Genomic DNA, 16,480 nt, shown 5'->3' on the forward strand with positions numbered 1-16,480 from the left:
TCGTGGATAAAGTTGATATTAAATTAGGTGGAAAAGTTATATTAATTACAGGTGTGGCAGGCTTTATTGGTGCAACTTTGGCCAGAAAACTGTTCGATATTTATAATGATATCAGAATTGTAGGTATTGATAATATGAATTCATATTATGATGTATCATTAAAAGAATACAGACTTGGGTGGCTGCTAAAAGAAGCTTCTTTTATATTTATAAAAGGTGATATAACAGATAAGGAACTTGTACTTTCAGTTTTTAAGCAATACAGACCGCAAATTGTTATAAATTTAGCCGCACAGGCGGGAGTTCGATACTCTATTAATAATCCTGACACATACATAGAGTCAAATATAATAGGTTTTTATAACGTCTTAGAGGCATGTCGCAATTATTCAGTAGAACATTTGGTATTTGCAAGTTCTTCAAGTGTTTATGGCCTGAATAAAAAGATTCCTTATAGTACAGAAGATAAAACAGATTTTCCAGTAAGTTTATATGCAGCAACTAAAAAGTCGAATGAGCTTTTTGCACATGCTTATGCAAAATTATACAATATACCGATTACAGGGGTCCGATTTTTTACAGTGTATGGTCCGGCCGGAAGACCGGATATGGCATATTTTGGATTTGTTGATAAACTGAGAAGAGGAGAAGAAATTCAGATTTTTAATTATGGTAAATGCAAGAGAGATTTTACATATATAGACGATGTTGTGCGGGGATTAACTTATATATTATGTAAAGCACCGCTAAGAATGAATAAAGAAAATGAAAATTTGCAACCTCCGTATGCTGTTTATAATATTGGTAACGGACAACCAGAAAATCTGTTGGACTTTGTTGGAATTCTTCAACAAGAGTTAATAGAGGTGGGTATATTGCCAAGAGATTATGAATTTGAAAAATATAAGAGACTGGTTCCTATGCAGCAGGGGGATGTAGCAGTTACATATGCTGATACAAGGACTTTAAAAACAGACTTTGACTTTATACCTACAACATCATTAAGAGAAGGTTTAAAAAGATTTGTGGAATGGTACAAAACATATTACTGTATATAGCTGAAAAATTAACTTTTAAAGTGATTCAGAAACAAAATTAATTGTTTGATAGATGATGACTGAGAGGACTTGCAGAAATGAACTTTGAACTCACCGCATCCATGATGTGTGCCGATTACGGCCATCTGGAGCAGGAAGTAAAAAATTTAGAGGAGGGCGGCATCAATTCCTTCCATATTGACATTATGGACGGACGCTATGTTCCAAATTTTGCCATGTCTTTAAACGATATGCGTTACATAGCCGAGGCCACAGAGAAACCTCTGGATGTGCATCTGATGATAGAACATCCCAGCAATCACATTGGTATTTTTCTTGCCTGTCTGCGGAAAGGAGACACGGTTTATATTCATCCGGAGGCGGAATATCATCCTTCCACAACGCTTCAATGTATCATCAATGCCGGGATGGTGCCTGGCATTGCCATTAATCCCGGGACTTCGGTGGAAACGGTGATGGAGATGCTGCGCATCGTGAAGAAAGTATTGGTTATGTCAGTAAACCCGGGTAATGCGGGGCAGATGTATTTGCCCTATGTGGGAAAGAAAATCACAAAGCTGCTTTCCATGAAGGAAGATATGGACTTTGAGCTCTATTGGGATGGAGCCTGCAGCGCGGATAAGATTCTGGAATATGCACCTAAGGGAGTTAAAGGCTTTGTATTGGGGACTACGTTGCTTTTTGGCAAAAACAGACCTTATGGAGAAACCCTGGCAGACATACGGGAATTGAAATTCTGAGCAGGCGATATTACGAAACAATTTCCATAAAGTTGCAGGAATTTTTTTGTTACATTGAGTTCATCAAAAGATAAAAAACAGATTTCATGAAAAGGAGAACATACATACAGATGAACAAACAGGAATGTGATATTCTGACATCATTATTGTCGGAACCTTTTATAAATCAGAGAATACTGTCAGAAGTCTGCGGCCATTCATTGGGAGTAGTAAACAGGTCAATAAGAGAACTGATTAAAAATGGATACCTTGATGAGGCAGTTCGACTGACTACAAAGGCCCATAAAGCTTTCAAGGAGAAGGAACCTCGAAATGCGGTTATATTGGCTGCAGGTTTTGGAATGCGGATGGTTCCTATCAACATGGAAATACCAAAAGCGTTGATGGAGGTTAATGGAGAAGTATTGATTGAGCGTATGATACGTCAGCTTCATGCAGTGGGAATCAGGAAAGTCTATGTGGTAGTTGGCTTTATGAAGGAACAGTTCGAATATTTAATAGACGAATATGGTGTGGAACTGATAGTCAACAATGATTATGCGTTGAGAAATAATCTTCATTCGCTGAAGCTTGTGTGCAGGCATTTGTCAAATACATATGTTATACCAGGTGATGTCTGGTGTGAGTATAATCCATTTCAGAAAAATGAGTTATACTCCTGGTATATGGTTTCAGACCTGGTGGACAATGACAGTGACGTAAGGATAAACCGGAAAATGGAACTTGTCACTGTTCCGAAAGGGGCAGGAGGAAATGCCATGATAGGGATATCTTATCTGGCAGAAGAAGAGGCGGCCATTGTCCGTAATAAAGTGGATAAACTATGTGGTGACACCAGATATGATGGTTCATTTTGGGAAGAGACTTTATTTGATAAAGATCGCATGATTGTCTGGGCGAGGGTTGTGCATGGCTCTGATGTGGTGGAGATTAACACTTACGAGCAGTTGCGGGAGCTGGACGAACATTCAAATCAGCTGAATTCAGAGGCTATTACTGTAATCGCACAACAGCTGGAGGTAAAAGCGGCAGATATTGTCAATATAGAAGTACTGAAAAAAGGAATGACCAATCGCTCATTTTTGTTCAGCTGTGAAGATAAAAAATATATTATGCGGATTCCAGGGGAGGGGACGGAGCGGTTGATTAACAGAAGGCAGGAGGCGGAGGTATATACGGCAATAGATGGTCTGGAACTGTGCGACAGACCTTTGTATATGAATTCTGGGAACGGTTATAAGATTACAAAATATATAGAAGGTGTACGATGTTGTGATCCGAATGACATATCAGATCTGAAACTGTGTATAAAAAAACTGAAATTATTACATGAGATGAAATTGAAGGTGAAGCATGAATTTGATATTTTCAGGATGATTGATTTTTATGAGTCCCTGTGGGAAGGAAAAGCTTCTGCTTACCGCGATTATGAAAAGACCAAACAGAATGCCTTTTCTCTGCGCCCATTCATTGAGAAGAATATTGAAGAGAGAGTTTTGACGCACATTGATGCAGTGCCGGATAATTTCCTTTTCGATCCGGGAACAGAAGGGGAGCTTTCACTTCAGCTGACAGACTGGGAGTATGCAGGGATGCAGGACCCACATGTGGATATAGCCATGTTTTGTATCTATTCTTTATATAATAAACGTCAGATCGATCGGATGATTCATATTTATTTTGAGGGGCCATGTCCTGGAAATGTTAAAACAAAAATTTACTGCTACATTGCGGTGTGTGGACTGCTATGGAGTAACTGGTGTGAATACAAAAGGAATCTGGGAGTAGAATTCGGCGAATATTCTCTGCGGCAATACAGATATGCGAAGGAATACTATAAGCTGGCGGCACAGCGGATTGGAGGGGAAGATGGGGTATAAGGTAGATAATGCAGTCATTATGGCAGCAGGAACTTCAAGCAGATTTGCACCGCTGTCTTATGAGATGCCTAAGGCCTTGATTAAAGTAAAGGGAGAGATATTGATAGAAAGGCAGATCAGACAGCTTCGGGAAGCTGGAATTCATGAAATTGTTGTGGTAACAGGCTACAGGAAGGAGCAACTTGAGTATCTGAGAGACAGATTTGGTGTCATTCTGGTTGAGAACCCGGATTATATGATGCGAAATAACAATGCAAGTATTTATGCTGTCAGAGACTATCTGAGGAATACGTATATTTGCTCATCCGACAATTACTTTACTGAGAATCCTTTTGAAGCAGAGGTCGAAGAGGCTTATTATGCTGCTGTTTATGCAGAGGGACAGACTTCCGAATGGTGTATGGAGGAAGATGCAGACGGCTATATAAGCAAAGTAACCGTAGGAGGAATGGATTCCTGGTATATGTTGGGACATGCATTCTGGAGCGAAATGTTCAGCAGTAAATTCCTTTCTGTTCTGACTTCGGTCTATGATCTGCCGGAGACTGTTGACATGCTCTGGGAGCGGATTTTTATGGAACATCTGGATAAGCTGAAAATGAAAATCCGGAAATATCCTGATAACAAAATATTTGAATTTGACACATTGGACGAATTGAGGGACTTTGATGATTCTTATCTGGAAAATACTTGTTCAGGGATATTAAAAATGGTATCTTCCATGCTGGAATGTAGGGAAAAAGACATTATAAATGTACAGGCATATAAAAGTTTTGATAATGCTGCTGCAGGGTTCAGGTTTGAGGTGGCAGGTACTTTTTATGAATATGACTATGTGACGGAGAAAGTGAGGCAGATGTGAAATGGCAAAAGAGGTTATCGACAAAGACTTACCTAAGGTGGCCAATTTATGCAGAGAAGTGTTGGGTGAGTCATTTATACAAATTTGGCGGCTGGGTGGTAATACAAATCGTACATATCATGTGGTGCTGGGCGATGAAAATGAATATGTAATAAGAATTCCTGGTGAAGGTACGGAAGAACTGATTGTGAGGAAAAATGAGAACGTCAGTACGGCACTTGCGAATAAATTGAATATAGATGCAAGACTTTTACACTTTGGAGAAGATGGGGCGAAGGTAAGTGAATACATTATGGGGGCGATTACCATGTTCCCAGGGGAATTGCAAAAGGAATCCCGTATTGTTCAGATGACAGAGCTTTTAAAAAGGTTACATACATGCGGGGAGGATACAGGAATTTATTTTGAGGTGTTCGACATGGCTGCCGGATATGAAAGGATTATTACAGAGAATGAAGTACCTATGTATAATGACTATCTTCAGATAAAGTCAACTGTTATGGATATAAAAAAAGAGGTCGATGCTGTGTGTGAAATTATCAGGGTTCCATGTCATAATGATGCACTGTGCGAAAACTGGGTGGTGGATGGAAACGGCAGAATGTATCTGATTGACTGGGAATACGCGGGTATGAATGATGCCATGTGGGATTTGGCCGATGTTTCCATTGAGGCGGGCTATAATAGTGAAACGGATGAAAAACTCCTGCATTGTTATTTTGATGGAGTAGTTACTGATTCCATCAGAAAGCATTTCCTGGCAAGTAAAATTTATGTGGATTATTTATGGACTCTGTGGGCGAAAGCGAGAGTGCCATATGATGGACAGCCTATGGAGGATTGGGCAGTTGAGAGATACATCAGACTAAAGAAAAATATAGAAGAATATTTTAAATATAAGTCGGAGGAAGAATTATCATTATGAGATATGGCATACTGGCAGGTATTACATGGGCTCTTGAAACAGTCATTCTGGGAGCGGCGTTGGCAATGACACCATTTGTGTCATCGGAACAGGCTATTTTTCTTGCCCCGTTTGTAAGTACATTTCTGCATGATGCCTGCTCCGCTGTCTGGGCGGGATTCTATAATGGATTGAGAAGAAATATGTATGACGTATGGAAGGCTCTGCAGACAAAGAGCGGAAAATTTGTAGTGCTTGCCGCTATCATAGGAGGACCGGTGGGTATGACGGGGTATGTATTGGCTGTCAATTATATGGGAGCTTCTGTTGGAGCAGTGGCAAGTGCAATCTTTCCGGCAATCGGAGCTGTTCTGGCATATTTTTTCCTGAAAGAAAAAATGCAGTGGTATCGTTGGATATTATTGGTTGCCACTTTACTGGGAGTATATGGACTGAGCTGGTCACCTGATCTGGCAATGTCGAATTTCTTTTTCGGTGTGATTGGTGCACTGATGTGTGCCTTTGGCTGGGGAATTGAAGCCGTGATTCTTGCGAGATGTCTGCAGGATCCGGAAGTGAAGGATGAATATGCACTCCAGATTCGTCAGACTACATCTGCACTTGTATATGGTATTGTCATTTTACCAACATTGAGAGGCTGGGGATTTACCATACACCTGTTTACGGGGGACACAGGATGGTTGCTTGTGATGATTGCTTTTGCGGCGCTGTTTGCAACAATTTCCTATCTGTTCTATTATAGGGCAATTGCAGAAATAGGGGCTTCCAAAGCGATGGCACTGAACGTTTCCTATTCTGCGTGGGCTATTGTGTTTACAGTACTGATTTTCAGAGATAAAAGCATTTTGACACCTGTAACGACTGGATGTTCGATAATCGTTATTATATGTGGTATTTTGGCAGCGGCGGACTTTAAGGAACTATTTCGAAAAGAGTAGTTGAAAACAGAAAGAGGGAAAGCAGGCTGATATTTACTCTGCCCCACCTTCTTGCGAATGTTTCTGATTCATGGTACAAGGACTCATATCCCAGGCGGGGAGATCTGTACCTTGTGCGGCCTGTGCCCATAATGACATGAAAATACAGAGCCATCTTGAAAGGCTATTAAATATGTGGGTTTTACAGAGGAGGAAGTCCGGGAACTTTGTTTTCGATATGATATGGATTTACATGAGGCAAAGAGGTGGTATGACGGCTACTTTTTCAGTGCAGCAGGATCGGTTTATAATCCCAATTCGGTTATGGAGAATACTGGGCTAAAACGGAAACATATGAGTCGTTGAGAAGCGTTATCCGTTTTGCTTATCTAAGTTGTATCCAGCAATATAAGGAAATTCAGGAGCTGCCGTCAGGAACCAGCCGTGCGGACATAGTGTATGTTTCAAAGAAAGGTTCTGCCATACCGGTTATCATTGTGGAGTTGAAAGGGAACAAGGGGGCAAGAAAGGCGCTTGAACAGATCAGGGAGAGGAATTATCCGGAGATTTTTGAGGCCTATGGAGAAAATCATATTCAGGACAGCTTTATCTTTTGTAAAACAGGTCAAATGTTTCTGCCCTGAATATGATAGATTTATTATACCACAGAGCAGAGGAAATTAGAAGAAAAATTTGCCGTTTCATGTAAAATTTTCATGCAAATTTTGAAGGAATTTTGAAACGGCAAATTTCGAAGCATTTTCGTCTTTTTTGAAGCCTGTTTTTGTCTCGTTTTTGAAGGATTTTTTATAGTCTTTTTTGTTGCAATCCTGCCTGAATTGTGTTAAGGTATTGTCAGGCAGAGAAATTTGAATTCTATTATAAATCTGAAAGCTGATGACGGCTTTTTCTGTAATTCATGACAATAGAAGTCTTGTGAAGTGAGACTTCTGTCGATTCGGACTTCTTGCCAGGTAAATCCCATATTTGACAGAATAAAATTTACAGACCACAGCAGGAAGGCACGAATCTTTCCTGTATGAAAGCATCTGTTTGGAACATGGCCGGATTTATTTCCGAGGGTAATGAGTCAGCTGTGTGTTAACTGACGAATGGCCCCCAAAAACCAGGGTTCGGAGAGAAACGCTGATGACGCACGTCGAAGGACAGATGCGGAAAGGAATCAGGAGGACAGGGAATGAACAAAATCGGCGGCAGCATGGAGATGTTAAGTGCCATGCAGCTTACGAAAGATATGGCCGGGCTGGATGCCCAGAGTAAAATGATTCTGCACAATAAGGAAGTATTGGCCATTATACTGCAGGATACCGTAGAAGAGTACAAAGGATATAGTAGAAAAGAAATTATGGAGTTCATAGAGGCAGGTTCCATGTCCGAGACCATTGAAATATCTTCGGGAAGGACGAACAGCCAGGTGAAAGGAGACAATGCAGAATTTGCACAGCTGAATGAGAAAGTTTCTTATTTTGACCTTTTGTTTTGTGCAAAGAATCCAAAGCTTTCCGCGGAGAAGGTTCTGGTAAATCTTCGTGTGGACTTTGAATCACAGAAGGCATATCATCCTGGCTATCCCATAGAAAAGAGAGGAATATACTACCTGGCAAGGCAACTGTCTTCTCAGCTTTCGTTGATTACGGAACAGACGGATTACGGCTCTTTGGAGAAATGCTATAGTATCTGGATTTGTCGGGATGATATTCCGAAGGAAGAGCGTTACAGTATTTCTTTCTATGGTATCCAAAATACGAAAAATACAGGAAGCAACAAAGTACCGGGAGAAAACTTTGATTTAATGACACTGGTCATTATCAGGCTGGGAGACAAAGTATACGATGGGGAAAGGGGAGATGAAAGCTACGAGCTTTTGCGGTTTCTGAATACGATTATGTATCCGCATAAAGCGGATTTCATGCAGACAATATCGGAATATATTGATTTTTCAGGAAATAAAGAGTTATGGAAGGAGGCAGAGCAGGTGAGAGGACTGGGACAGTGTATTGCGGATGAAATCAGAGAAGAGATCAGGGATGAGGTCAGAGCGGAAGTAAAGAATGAGGTCAGAGCGGAAGTAAAGAATGAGGTCAGAGCGGAAGTAAAGAATGAGGTCAGAGCGGAAGTAAAGAATGAGGTCAGAGCGGAAATAAAGGATGAGGTCAGAGCGGAAATAAAGGATGAAGTCAGGGAAGAATTGCAGGAAGAAGGAATTAAAGCTTTGATTCTTGACAATCTGGAGGAGCAGATCCCAAGAGAGCGTAGTATAGGCAAGCTTCAGCGGCTTTTTCATTTGACAGAGGAAAAAGCTGTCGTATACTATGACAGATTTGCCAAAGGCACATGAGGGACCAAACATGAATATAGCATTAGTTTTATCCGGAGGTACGGGAGTTCGACTGGGTACAGACATTCCGAAGCAATATCTGGAGGTGGGTGGGAAGCCGATTCTTTCCTACTGTATGGAGACATTACTTGCACATGAAGAGATAGATGCGGTCCAGATTGTGGCCGATTCGGTATGGCAGGAGGATATTTCACAGTGGACGACGCAGCTTTCCGGGAGGGAAAAGTTCAGAGGATTTTCTCTGCCGGGAGCAAATAGACAGCTTTCCATTTTACATGGCCTGGAAGATATCCGCAAGTATGCGGCAGACATGGATTATGTATTGATTCATGATGCGGCCAGACCACTGCTTTCAGAGGAGATGATTACGGAATGTCTCCGAGCCGGAGAGGAGCATGAAGGGGCGATTCCGGTCCTGCCGATGAAGGATACGGTTTATTGCAGTGAAAACGGAAAAACCATTACTTCCCTTCTGGACAGAGGGGCTGTCTTCGCCGGGCAGGCGCCGGAGGTATTTCTTCTGGGGAAATATTATGTGGCGAACAGGCGGTTGCTGCCGGATGCCATATTGCGGATCAACGGTTCCACGGAGCCTGCGGTTATGGCCGGGATGGACATTGCCATGATTCCAGGTGATGAGGGGAATTTCAAGATTACCACGCCAGGAGATCTGGAACGGTTTCGAGAGATTCGCGGGAGAGATAGAAAGGGGTAAAACGGCTTGAAAATGCGGGGCTGGCTTATTCGGGCGATATAATTTGACTTGACGTTACGCAGAGCGGCAAAATATAGAATTCCATTCGGGGCGGCTTTATCAGTAGTCATCAGTTCACTTCTTCAGCTCCGAAAGGGATTCTGCCACATATCTTTTTACTGTTTTTATGATGCGCATGCATATATAATCTAAATCAATTAAATTGAAATCAACAACAATCAAAACAAAACCACAGAAAAAGTTATAAAAGAGATGTAAGATTTATTGACATTCCAATGATATAAGAATATACTGGTATCTGAAAGTAAATGATAAGTCAAAGACAGAAAGCCTGCGGGAAGACTAGTGTAGTCAGCAGCCAATAGCCAGCAAACGGTAACAGGTAACTGACTGTAATTCAGAGGATATTGCAGCTATGGCCGACAGGCTTGTAAGAGATCTGTTGCTGTAACTGTGTGGGCCAGCCATATAATTTCCTTACGGTCCCCAGGAAGAAAGCAGATCGGACACAATCCGGAAAGGAGTATCAATGGCAAAATATTTCACAGAAGAAATTCCCAAAACAGACCGAATCCCCGGGCTGGTGAAGCATTTATACGCTAAAATGCCCGAAATCGAATCTGCAAGAGCCAGGCTGATTACGGAATCCTATAAAGCAACGGAGGACAAGCCTGTTATCATGCGACGTGCGCTGGCGTTTGCCCATATTCTGGACCATATTCCCATTATCATCAGAGACGGGGAGCTGGTTGTGGGCAGTACCACCATTGCGCCCAGAGGCTGTCAGACCTATCCGGAATTCTCCTATAAGTGGTTGGAAGCCGAGTTTGACACAGTGGAAACTCGTAAGGCGGATCCTTTTTACATAGCGGAACAGACAAAGCGGGAACTGCTGGAAGCGGATGCTTACTGGGAGGGAAAGACCACCAGTGAGCTGGCTACTTCGCTGATGACGGAAGAGACGAAGAAGGCCATAGAACATAACATTTTTACTCCGGGCAATTATTTCTATAATGGGGTAGGCCATGTTACCGTTCAGTATGACAAGGTGCTGGCTGTGGGCTACAGAGGCATCATTGACGAAATTCAGGCGGAGCTGGACCGCTGTAATCCGGGGGACGGTGATTACTGTACAAAAAGTCAGTTCCTGAAGGCAGCCATTCTCAGCTGTGAGGCTGTGATTCGGTATGCCGGTCGCTATGCGGAGCTGGCGGAGCAGGAAGCGTCTGCCTGTTCGGAGGCGGGAAGGAGGCAGGAGCTCCTTCAGATTGCGGCTAACTGCCGCCAGGTGCCTGCATATGGCGCATCCTCCTTCCATGAGGCGTGTCAGAGCTTCTGGTTCGTCCAGCAGCTGCTGCAGCTGGAATCCAGCGGGCATTCTATTTCACCGGGCCGTTTTGACCAATATATGTATCCTTACTATAAGAACGATCTGGATTCCGGGAAATTGACCAGAGAGTCTGCGCAGGAGCTGATCGACTGTATCTGGGTAAAATTAAATGACCTGAACAAGTGCAGAGATGCCGCCAGCGCGGAAGGCTTTGCGGGATACAGCCTGTTCCAGAACCTGATTGTAGGCGGCCAGGATAAAGACGGCTGTGATGTGACCAACGATCTTTCCTTTATGTGTATCACGGCCTCGAAGCACGTATTTCTGCCTCAGCCCTCTCTCTCCATCCGGGTATGGAACAAATCGCCCCATGCGCTGCTGCTGAAGGCGGCGGATCTGACCAGGACGGGTATCGGACTGCCGGCTTATTATAATGATGAGGTAATCATCCCATCTCTGCTGAGCAGGGGACTGACCCTGGAGGATGCCAGGGAGTACAATATCATCGGGTGTGTGGAACCGCAGAAGGCCGGGAAGACAGAAGGCTGGCATGACGCGGCATTTTATAATATGTGCCGTCCGCTGGAGCTGGTATTCTCCAACGGGTGGGATAAGGGAGAGAAGATCAGTATAGAGACCGGCAGCGTGGAGGATATGACCACCTTCGAGGAATTTTATGATGCCTATAAGAAGCAGATGAATTACAACATATCTCTGCTGGTAAATGCGGACAATGCCATTGACGTGGCCCATGCCGTCCGCTGTCCTCTGCCTTTTCTGTCCTGCATGGTGGAGGACTGTATCAGGAGAGGAAAGTCGGTGCAGGAAGGGGGTGCCGTTTATAATTTCACCGGCCCTCAGGGCTTCGGCATCGCCAACATGGCAGATTCTCTTTATGCCATCAAAAAGTTGGTATTTGACGAGAAAAAGGTGACGCTGGCGGAGTACAAAAGGGCGCTGGCCATGAATTACGGGCAGGGATTTGACGCCGTCAGCGCAGGGGAAATTGTCACGGAGATTGTCCGGGAGATGGCACGGAGCGGCATGGACGTGGACGAGGGCCAGATTGCAGAGATGATTGAGACTGTGATGAAGACAGAACCGTCCCCGGAGGAGAAGAAAAAATATGAAGAACTGCTGGCCATGATCGAGGCAGTTCCCAAATTCGGCAATGATGATGAAGAGGTGGATCTGTTCGCAAGAGACGTGGCCTATACATATACTAGACCGCTGCTGAATTATCGGAATCCCAGAGGCGGACAGTTCCAGGCGGGATTGTATCCCGTTTCGGCCAATGTGCCTCTGGGGGCCCAGACCGGAGCCACACCGGACGGAAGGCTGGCACATACACCTGTGGCGGATGGGGTGTCTCCTTCGGCGGGCAGGGATGTGAACGGGCCTACTGCGGCGGCCAATTCCGTGGCCAGACTGGACCATGGCATTGCCTCCAACGGTACTTTGTTCAACCAGAAATTCCATCCCACGGCCCTCAGCGGCGAAAAGGGGCTGGAGAATTTTGTGGCACTGATTCGCTCGTATTTCGATCAGAAGGGAAGCCATATGCAGTTTAACGTTGTAGACAGAGAGACACTACTGGACGCACAGGCCCACCCGGAAAAATATGCCCATCTGGTAGTACGGGTGGCAGGCTACAGCGCATTGTTTACCACCCTTTCCAAATCCCTGCAGGACGACATTATCCGCAGGACGGAACAGGGGTTGTAGAATAGGGGCGAAGGAGATATGGCCATACAGAAGACTAATGTGTGCGGGAAAACAATCCTGGGGACCAAAATCCATAATGTAAGGGCCGTTCGGTGTTATCATAAATGTGGTTTCAGAGATTTATTTGTGGTACCGGAGAGAGAACTTCAGGACGGAATCTATCATGACAGTCTGATTATGGGTATCAGAAAGAATGCGTTTGTATTTGACTTGAACCAGTGAGATGGTACAAAAAGCCACCAGGAGTAGGAGCAGATAAAATGATTATTAAAAACGACTATCCGATTTTAGAATACAGCACAGAGAGGAAAGCTGTCATCAATCCGGACAGAGACGCATCCAAATCAGACAGAGACGGTCAGGACAGTGGCGGGTTCGAGAGATTTCCGAGGCTCTGCCTGGTGACATTTTTTGAAGAAGTCCTTGCCGGGGCGGTTGAGAGATATGGTGGGGAGAAGATAGGAACCTATGTGTCTGAAATGAAGGATTTCCATGTGTACCGATTTACTGTGGACGGAACGGAAATCTGTGCCGTACAGGCAGTAGTGGCATCCGGATCCATCGCCATGATGACGGAGATGCTCTATGGCTGCGGGGTGGAGGCGATTGTCTGCTGTGGAGGCTGCGGGGTACTGGATGATATCCCGGAGGGAGCCGTGATTCTTCCTGTGCGGGCCCTGCGGGACGAGGGAGCCTCCTACAAATATCTGCCGCCCGCACGGTTTATCGAGCTGCAGTCCGGCCCCATAGAATGCTTTCGAAAAGTTCTGTCAGGGCACGGTATTCCCTACATAGAATGTGCCACCTGGTCCACAGACGGCTTTTACCGGGAGACCAGAGAAATGGTAGCTTACCGGAGGGAAGAGGGCTGTAAGGCCGTGGAAATGGAGTGCGCCGCCATGGCAGCCATCGCGCAGTTTCGGGGGAAGGTCTTCGGGCAGCTGCTCTACAGCGGGGATATTCTCACAGGAGATGCGGAAGATTATGACGACAGAGACTGGAACAATAATGTTTCGGCCAGGGAGAGACTGTTTTACCTTGCCATGGAGGCTCTGTGCATGCTGTGACGCGGGTATGCGGGCGGCAGTTCGATGAGCAGTCAGGGTGTGACGAAAGCAGGTCCGCCGGAAGATTGTGCAGCTTTGCATTTCAGGCAGGAAAGTAGCGGCAGGGCTTCAGTGTGCAGTTGGCGGTATGAGGATAAAAAATGACAACAGATTATTTGCAGACAAAAGGACGAATATTCGACATTCAGCGGTATTCTATCCATGACGGAACAGGGATCCGCACCATATGTTTTCTGAAGGGCTGCGTGCTGCGTTGTAAATGGTGTTGCAACCCGGAATCCCAGGAGTATCGTATCCAGGAGATGAAAGTCCGGGGGAAGACGAAAATCATCGGCCGTGATGTGACGGTGGCGGAAGTCATGGAGACTGTGGAGAAGGACAGGCCTTACTATCACCGGTCCGGCGGCGGTCTGACCCTTTCCGGGGGCGAGAGCCTGTGCCAGCCGGAATTTGCCAGGGATCTGCTTCACGGGGCGAAGGCCATTGGCATCAATACTGCCATGGAAAGCATGGGATGTGCGAAATGGGAGGTCATTGAAGCGATTCTGCCCTTTCTGGATCATTACCTTATGGACATCAAACATATGGACAGCGGGAAACACAAACGCTTTACAGGGAAAGGAAATGAACTGATGCTGGAAAATGCGCGGAAAATCGCATCTTCCGGGCGGACCGGACTCGGCATCCGGGTGCCTGTGATTCCCACTTTTAACGACACAACCGAAGAAATCAGAGCCATTGCCCGGTTCGCGGATTCTCTGCCCGGGGTAGAGGAGATTTATCTGCTTCCCTATCACAGACTGGGACAGGATAAGTACGAAGGCCTGGGCAGAGTCTATGAGATGCCGGACATCCTGCCGCCGGAGGCGGAGCATATGGAACTGTTGAAAAGGGAAGCGGAAAAAAGTTCGGGACTTCGGTGTCATATCGGCGGTTAAAGGATTGATCATAATTTCCGGCAGTGGAGGAAAAGGAAAAGATATGGATTGGCTTGACGACAGAAAAAAACAGAGGATTGTGCAGGAACTGGTGCCCGGCAAGCAGATTACGCTGGCTCATATTATTGCAAGTCCTGACCCGATTTTATATGAGAAACTGGGACTGGATCCCAGTGTGAATTACGCCCGGGCCGCCATCGGCATTCTGACAGTATCTCCTGCGGAGACAGCCATCATCATGGCGGATGTGGCCATGAAGGCGGCAGCCATAGATCTGGGATTTGTGGACCGCTTCAGCGGTTCTCTGATAATATCGGGAACGGTGTCAGAAGTGGAAGCCTCCGAGCAGGCCATACTTGACTATGTAAAAAATACGCTGAATTATACGGTGTGCGGGATTACAAGGACCTGACAGGCCGCATTGAAAACTGACCGATGACGTGGTGAAGCCGGCATGAAAAAACTGATTCTTATGGGCCGCAGCGAAAGCGGAAAGACTACTTTAAAACAGGCGTTGTTAAAGGAAAAAATACAGTATGAGAAAACCCAGTATATTCATTACGGGGACATTCTGATTGACACGCCGGGAGAATATGCGCAGACACATCACCTGGGATACGCCCTGGCTCTGTATGCTTACGAGGCGGATGTGGTGGGACTGCTGGTGGCGGCCACAGAGCCCCATACGCTGTTTCCGCCTAACATTACCTGCGTGGTGAACCGGGACGTTATCGGTATTATCACCAAAATAAATGACCCGAAGGCCAATGTACCATTGGCGGAGCTGTGGCTTCGAAATGCCGGCTGCAGAGATATTTTCTCTGTGGATTCGGTAACCGGAGAGGGTGTGGAAGCGATTTTGGCTTATCTGAACCAGTCGAAGAACAAAACCACAGAAACAGAATAAAAACGACATAAATCAACATATAAATGTTGACTTGTGTGGTGGATAGGCTTATAATATAGCCAGGTACAGAACTAAAAACAACATCAGCAGGTCCAGTGCCCGGAGAAGAAACGGCCGGGAAACGGCCGGAGCTTCTCCGCAGGACATGGTACTGGGCTTGATGATGCGGAACTAAATTCAGGAGGAATCAATATGCAGAACGAGTACGAAATCAAAAAAGAGATATGTGACATTGGCAAGAGAATCTACAACAGGAACATGGTTGCGGCAAACGACGGCAATATTTCCGTGAAGCTGAACGACAACGAATTTCTCTGCACTCCCACCGGTGTGTCAAAAGGATTCATGACCCCGGAATACATCTGTAAAGTGGATGCACAGGGCAATGTACTTCAGGCAAACGGTAATTTCAAACCTTCATCTGAAATCAAAATGCATATGAGAGTATATCAGGAGAGACCTGATGTGAGAAGTGTTGTGCACGCACATCCCGTGTATGCCACCAGCTTCGCCATTGCAGGCATTCCTCTGACCCAGCCGATTATGCCGGAGGCGGTGATTGCGCTGGGCTGTGTGCCCATTGCAAAGTATGGCAGACCTTCCACCATGGAGATTCCCGACGCGGTTTCCGAATATGTACAGTATTTTGACGCGGTACTTCTGGAGAATCACGGTGCGCTGACCTATTCCGATTCCCTGCTCAGTGCTTATCTGAAAATGGAGTCCGTTGAGTTCTATGCACAGCTTCTCTACCAGTCCAGAATGCTGGGCGGCCCCAAGGAGTTTACCCCTCAGCAGGTGGAAGACCTCTATGAGATCAGAAGACAGTTCGGCATGAAGGGACGTCATCCGGCCAACCTCTGCCCCAATGCAAAAGAGGGCAAGCCCAGCTGCCATACCTGTGGAGGCGGATGCGGCAGCAGGGAAAAAACGTCTGTGTCTGCCGATATGGTGGCTGAGATTACCAGGAAGGTGCTGGAACAGCTGGGGAAATAAAGCTTCCCGGTGCTGAAGAGCGGACTGGGAAATCTTCGGGAGAACCCCATGTGCGCAAAAG

Annotated in this window: 16 protein-coding genes; all 16 read left to right on the forward strand. The window is 45.5% G+C overall.

Annotation, left to right across the window (positions count from 1 at the left end; translation table 11 throughout):
* Positions 1-2 precede the first annotated feature (2 nt).
* The 16 genes from NSB25_RS00310 to NSB25_RS00390 all read left to right on the forward strand — a co-directional run bounded on the left by NSB25_RS00310 (position 3) and on the right by NSB25_RS00390 (position 16,419).
* Entirely contained in the window at positions 3-1,058 is a 1,056-nt protein-coding gene (locus tag NSB25_RS00310; RefSeq protein ID WP_103239573.1) for an NAD-dependent epimerase/dehydratase family protein, read from the forward strand.
* Between the two features lie 77 nt (positions 1,059-1,135).
* Positions 1,136-1,798 carry a ribulose-phosphate 3-epimerase gene (locus tag NSB25_RS00315; protein ID WP_103239574.1) on the forward strand — a complete coding sequence of 221 codons (663 nt, stop codon included), beginning with the start codon at positions 1,136-1,138 and terminating at the stop codon, positions 1,796-1,798.
* A 110-nt stretch (positions 1,799-1,908) separates the two neighbouring features.
* The gene (locus tag NSB25_RS00320; RefSeq protein WP_103239575.1) at positions 1,909-3,678 is read left to right on the forward strand and encodes an NTP transferase domain-containing protein; all 1,770 of its coding nucleotides are present in this window, start codon (positions 1,909-1,911) and stop codon (positions 3,676-3,678) included.
* The gene (locus NSB25_RS00325; RefSeq protein WP_103239576.1) at positions 3,668-4,540 is read left to right on the forward strand and encodes an NTP transferase domain-containing protein; all 873 of its coding nucleotides are present in this window, start codon (positions 3,668-3,670) and stop codon (positions 4,538-4,540) included. The genes NSB25_RS00320 and NSB25_RS00325 overlap by 11 nt, the downstream gene beginning before the upstream one ends.
* Position 4,541: 1 nt before the next feature.
* Positions 4,542-5,465 (forward strand): choline/ethanolamine kinase family protein, encoded by a 924-nt coding sequence (locus NSB25_RS00330; RefSeq protein ID WP_103239577.1) that lies wholly within the window; start codon positions 4,542-4,544, stop codon positions 5,463-5,465.
* Positions 5,462-6,403, forward strand: coding sequence for a DMT family transporter (locus NSB25_RS00335; RefSeq protein ID WP_103239578.1), 942 nt, complete (start codon positions 5,462-5,464; stop codon positions 6,401-6,403). Before NSB25_RS00330 ends, NSB25_RS00335 begins: the two co-directional genes overlap by 4 nt.
* Positions 6,404-6,744: 341 nt before the next feature.
* Positions 6,745-7,026: a PD-(D/E)XK nuclease domain-containing protein gene (locus tag NSB25_RS00345; RefSeq protein WP_103239579.1), complete on the forward strand. Its 282-nt coding sequence runs from the start codon at positions 6,745-6,747 to the stop codon at positions 7,024-7,026.
* 554 nt (positions 7,027-7,580) lie between these two features.
* Positions 7,581-8,741, forward strand: a complete 1,161-nt coding sequence (locus NSB25_RS00350) for a hypothetical protein (RefSeq protein ID WP_103239580.1) — start codon at positions 7,581-7,583, stop codon at positions 8,739-8,741.
* 10 nt (positions 8,742-8,751) lie between these two features.
* The gene (locus NSB25_RS00355; RefSeq protein ID WP_103239675.1) at positions 8,752-9,456 is read left to right on the forward strand and encodes an IspD/TarI family cytidylyltransferase; all 705 of its coding nucleotides are present in this window, start codon (positions 8,752-8,754) and stop codon (positions 9,454-9,456) included.
* Between the two features lie 529 nt (positions 9,457-9,985).
* The gene (locus NSB25_RS00360) at positions 9,986-12,511 is read left to right on the forward strand and encodes a glycyl radical protein (RefSeq protein WP_103239581.1); all 2,526 of its coding nucleotides are present in this window, start codon (positions 9,986-9,988) and stop codon (positions 12,509-12,511) included.
* 18 nt (positions 12,512-12,529) lie between these two features.
* Entirely contained in the window at positions 12,530-12,733 is a 204-nt protein-coding gene (locus tag NSB25_RS00365; RefSeq protein ID WP_103239582.1) for a GNAT family N-acetyltransferase, read from the forward strand.
* A 38-nt stretch (positions 12,734-12,771) separates the two neighbouring features.
* Positions 12,772-13,578, forward strand: coding sequence for a nucleoside phosphorylase (locus tag NSB25_RS00370; RefSeq protein WP_103239583.1), 807 nt, complete (start codon positions 12,772-12,774; stop codon positions 13,576-13,578).
* A gap of 140 nt (positions 13,579-13,718) precedes the next feature.
* Complete coding sequence (locus NSB25_RS00375) at positions 13,719-14,516, forward strand: glycyl-radical enzyme activating protein (protein ID WP_103239584.1); 798 nt, start codon at positions 13,719-13,721, stop codon at positions 14,514-14,516.
* 43 nt (positions 14,517-14,559) lie between these two features.
* A complete protein-coding gene (locus tag NSB25_RS00380) occupies positions 14,560-14,928 on the forward strand; it encodes a BMC domain-containing protein (RefSeq protein ID WP_103239676.1) in 369 nt (122 codons plus the stop codon).
* 42 nt (positions 14,929-14,970) lie between these two features.
* Positions 14,971-15,423 carry a EutP/PduV family microcompartment system protein gene (locus NSB25_RS00385; protein WP_103239585.1) on the forward strand — a complete coding sequence of 151 codons (453 nt, stop codon included), beginning with the start codon at positions 14,971-14,973 and terminating at the stop codon, positions 15,421-15,423.
* 192 nt (positions 15,424-15,615) lie between these two features.
* Entirely contained in the window at positions 15,616-16,419 is an 804-nt protein-coding gene (locus NSB25_RS00390; RefSeq protein WP_103239586.1) for a class II aldolase/adducin family protein, read from the forward strand.
* Positions 16,420-16,480 lie beyond the last annotated feature (61 nt).

Origin of the sequence: Acetatifactor muris, from assembly GCF_024623325.1 — a bacterium.
Lineage (GTDB): Bacteria > Bacillota > Clostridia > Lachnospirales > Lachnospiraceae > Acetatifactor > Acetatifactor muris.